Raw genomic sequence first — 3,982 nt, 5'->3', positions numbered from 1 at the left:
TCGGGACGGACCAGGGGGCGGGACAGGACGCGGGGCAGGGCAGTGCGGACCCGGCACCGCAGCAGCAGACACCCGGCCCCGAGCCCGGCACGGCGTCCGCAGCGCCCAGCACCCCGGCCAGTGCGCCCAGCACTCCGGCCAGCAAGCCGTCGGCCAGCGACCCGGGGGTGGAGATCAGCTCCAATGTGCAGGCCGGGGAGCAGTGCACCGTTCTGGAGGCCGGGCTGAAGGTGCGCGGGCTGGATGATGAGCAGCTGCGCTGCGAAGAAGGGGACACCGGGTACCGATGGCACCCGATGTCCCCGTCCCCCTAGGGGCGCGCTAGGCGCGTTTGCGGCGCAGCAGCCACAGCCCGGCAAAGCCGGCCAGCGCCACCGCCGCCCCGCCCAGGAATGCGCCGAGCTGGGCGCCGCTGGGCAGCCAGGAGGAGGAACCGGCATCCCCTGCGGCCAGGGCCTGGCCCTGCTCGCCGATGTCCGGCTCCCAGGCGCCGGTGTTCTTCGCCTCCCCGCTGACCTCAACGGCCAGCGAATAGTTCAGCGGATTCAGTCCACGCGGGTCATTAGCGGTGCCGGCCACCGCGATGTAGTAGTCGCCGGGCACCCGCAGGCCGAACCTTCCCCCGTAGCCGTCCACCAGGTCGCGGGAGACCTCGCTGAGCGTGCTGCGGGTGACCGAGGCGCCCACATCCTCCCGGGAGAGCTTGTCCCAGCTCGTGCCGGCCACGTCCGGAGCCAGCAGGGGGGAATAGGTGCCGGTGGCCAGCCCGGAGGCGCTGGCGTTCTCGGAGGGCTGCACGCTCAACCGGTAGCTCAGCCGCTGACCCTCCGAAATGTGCACCTTGTAGTACTTGACCTCGTAGGGCAGCACCGAATCGGCGGAGATCGTGCCGGCGGAAAGCTCGGTGGCGGTGGCGAAACCGCTGCCGCCGGACACCGGGCTCGGCTCCCCGCTCAGGCTCACCGAGACCGGGGGCTGCTGTTCGGGCATCACCCCGGACAGCGAGGTCGGATCCACCGCCGGTTCGACGCTGACCCGCAGCTCCACCGGCACCTCGTCCTGCGCCTGCCACTGCCCGGTGCGCTGCAGCTTCAGGTACACCGTGTCATCCTCGCTGGAGAAGCAGGTGGAGTAGGTGTCCTTCGCCGTGGTCTGCAGGTGCAGGACCGGCAGCGGGGTGGAATTGCTGCGGGAGATCGAAGCGTTCGAGTTGCCGGCGCAGGCGCGCCCCTGCGAATCAAGCAGCTCGGCGCGCAAGCGCATCGATTCGCGGCTGGTGGGTTCGCCCATCATGTCCACGATCGGCTGGCCGCTGACCGTCAGGCGCTCGCCGTCCTGGATGTCGGGCAGCTTGTAGTAGCGGGCCTGCTCCTCACCGGTGACCGGCAGGCGGTCCTGATGGGCGCCCGCCTCCAGCCGGGGCGCCGAATCCATGGAATCCGAGCCGGTGATATCGGCGCCCACCGGCTGGTGCGCCAGGATCTTGCTCTCCGGGCTCTGCTCGGCCACCGCGGCGGTGGCGCCCTGGGCCACCAGGGCCAGGCCCAGCGCCGTGCTCAGTACAAGCTTCCTCATGGCCGTCCCTTCGGCTCGTTGTTCTGGATCTGGGTGGTCGCCGGTTCCACGACCGCCGTGGCGCGGTGGCGCTGCAGGAAGCTGCCGGCAGCCAGCACGGCCGCGGTGATCAGCAGCCCGGCGGTGAACCAGGGCCACAGCGGGCCGCTGGAAGGGCCTGCCTGCCCGGTGGCCTGCGGCTGCTGGCTGGGCTCCGGCTGATCCTGCTGCTGTTCGGCGGGGGCCGGTTCGGCTGAAGCCTGCCCGGCATCCTGGTCGGTGTCCGGTTCGCCGGCCGGTTCGCCCTCGAAGATCGGCGCGGCGCCCGGGAAGGGCTGCTCGGTGCCGGTGACCTCCACGGCCAGCTCGTATTCGAAGGGCACCGCATTGGACTTCTGCTGCCAGGTGTCGGAATACACCACCACGTAGTAGTCCCCGCCCAGGTAGGCGTCCTTGCCGATCGAACCGGAACGGTTGGACTGGTCGACCGCGGTGCGCATGTTCAAGGTCGCCGTGGAGTTCGTCTTGGAGCGGTACAGGGAATTTTCCCCCACCATCTGCACCTGCTCGCGCACCGCCGAGTACACCGCGACGCCCACCTTGTTGGTGCCCGCTTCGGTGTTGTTCCCGCCGGTGGCGCGCAGGTTCAGCTTCTGCCCGTTGCCCACGTGCACCTTGTAGTAGCGTCCCTCGCTGGTCAGCGCGGAGTCGGCATAGATCTTCCCGGACTCGATGGGCAGCGCGTCGTTGAAGCTGGAGCCGCCCAGCACCGGGTCCGCCTGCCCGGTCACGGTGACGGAGCTGGGTTCATCGGCCTGGCGCGCCTCGGCGCCCAGCAGTGTGGCGTCCACAGCCGGTTCCAGCACGTAAAGCAGCTCCACGTCCATGGGGGCGTCCTTTTGCAGTTCCCCGTCGCGGGTCACCTTGGCGAACAGTTCGCCGGTGCCGTCGGCGAAGCAGCCGGTGGAGGCGTCCTGGCGGTACTCGGGGCTGTTGACGTAGCCGCTCATCGGGCGGCCGAGCTCACTGGTGTTGGAGTTGGCGCTCTGCGCGGAGGTGCACTCGCGCCCCTGCCCGTTGACCAGCTGCACCCGCACCCGGCCGGAGGCCACGGTGGCGTGGTCGTAGGTCTGGTCCGGGATCATGGTGGCGGAGAAGTGGGCGCGCTCGCCGGGCTTGAGCGGACCGATCTTGTAGTACTTGGTGGTGCCGTCCTTGCTGACCCAGCTCTCGGTTTCCCCGCGCTCCAGGGTGTCCAGGTACTGGCCGGGAACCATGGTGGGGGCCTCATGCATCTGGGTGGCGCCCTGAATCGGGGTGCCGGCCGGGGTGTAGCCGGCGAAGGCGCGCAGGGTGCGCACCGTCAGCTCCTGCTGCAGCGAGTCGGCGTCCTGGGCGGTGACGTAGCTGCCACCGGTGGTCTTGGCGATGCATTCCAGCTCGGCCCGGGCCTTGGAGTTCACCTTGAAGCCGATGGTGTGCACGGTCAGGTCGATGCCCTGCCCGGCCAGGTCCTTCGCCGCGTCACAGGCCGGGGGCTCGAAGCAGTTCTCCTCGCCGTCGGAGACCAGGATGATCGACTTGGGGCCCTGGACCTGCTGCAGCTCCTTGGCCGCGTGCAGCAGCGAGGCCCCGATCGGAGTTTCGCCCACGGCCTTCAGCCCGTCCAGCTTGCCGGCCAGCTCCTTCTTGTCCACCGGGCCCGGTTTCTGCACGGTGGTGATGTCATCGCACTTCTTCGGGGTCTTGGAGCCGTAGACGACCAGGCCCATCGACGCGTCCTGGGGTGCGTTGTTGATCAGGTGCTTGGTGGCCTTCTTCGCGGCGTCGATGCGGGTGGTGCCCTTCCCGTCCGCGTCCTTGGCCAGCATGGAGCTGGAGTAGTCCATGACCACCATGACCGGCTGCAGTTCGGCGGCCGGGGGCTCATCGGCCTGCGCGGCGGCCAGGGGTGCCGCGCAGAGCAGCCCGGTGGCCAGCAGCGCCACGAGGCGGGTCAGATAGCGGGGCATCTCTCGATCCTTCCGTTGCGAGTGTTTGCAAAAGCAAATATAGCTCATGCGTTTGCAAATGCAAACGTCCGTGGGAAACTATTTCCATGGACAACACCATCGAACAGCAACGGGCCATCTATGGCACGTCCCTGGCCGAACGTTTCGGCGCGGTGATGAAGGATTACGGGTTGTCCCAGCGTTCCCTGGCCGCCGTGCTGGGCATCAGCGCGCCGATGCTCTCCCAGCTGATCGGCGCCCGGCGCATCAAGATCGGCAACCCGGCGGTCTACGGGCGGCTGCTGATGCTCGAGGCGCGGCTGGGCGAGCCGGACCGGCAGGCGGTGCTGCGCGAGGTGCAGGCCGCCGACGCGGTCACCGCCACCCACTCCGAGACCCCGCGCACCGGCGCCGGGCGCGCCGGGGCCCTGGACTAC

General features: G+C 69.4%; 3 protein-coding genes and 1 pseudogene. 2 read left to right on the top strand and 2 right to left on the bottom strand.

Annotated features, from left to right (window positions below; genetic code table 11):
* A pseudogene (locus RCJ92_RS15230) lies at positions 1-314 on the top strand (hypothetical protein); the annotation flags it as partial.
* 7 nt (positions 315-321) lie between these two features.
* Here RCJ92_RS15230 and RCJ92_RS15225 read toward each other — a convergent pair.
* Positions 322-1,575 (bottom strand): hypothetical protein, encoded by a 1,254-nt coding sequence (locus RCJ92_RS15225; protein WP_446755035.1) that lies wholly within the window; start codon positions 1,573-1,575, stop codon positions 322-324.
* On the bottom strand, positions 1,572-3,566 hold the full coding sequence (locus RCJ92_RS15220) for a VWA domain-containing protein (RefSeq protein WP_446755034.1): 1,995 nt from the start codon (positions 3,564-3,566) through the stop codon (positions 1,572-1,574). The genes RCJ92_RS15225 and RCJ92_RS15220 overlap by 4 nt, the downstream gene beginning before the upstream one ends.
* 86 nt (positions 3,567-3,652) lie before the next feature.
* Here RCJ92_RS15220 and RCJ92_RS15215 point away from each other — a divergent pair.
* Positions 3,653-3,982 (top strand): DNA-binding protein (locus RCJ92_RS15215; RefSeq protein ID WP_446755033.1); only part of this gene is annotated, 330 nt, incomplete at its 3' end.

This window comes from Glutamicibacter sp. BSL13 (assembly GCF_052928425.1).
The sequence above is the reverse complement of the archived record's forward strand: the minus strand, read 5'-3'. Positions and strand labels throughout refer to the sequence as shown.

Excerpts from the sequence above, each read along its gene's own strand:
- RCJ92_RS15225 (WP_446755035.1), bottom strand. The coding sequence starts at position 1,575 with ATGAGGAAGCTTGTACTGAGCACGGCGCTGGGCCTGGCCCTGGTGGCC.
- RCJ92_RS15220 (WP_446755034.1), bottom strand. The coding sequence starts at position 3,566 with ATGCCCCGCTATCTGACCCGCCTCGTGGCGCTGCTGGCCACCGGGCTG.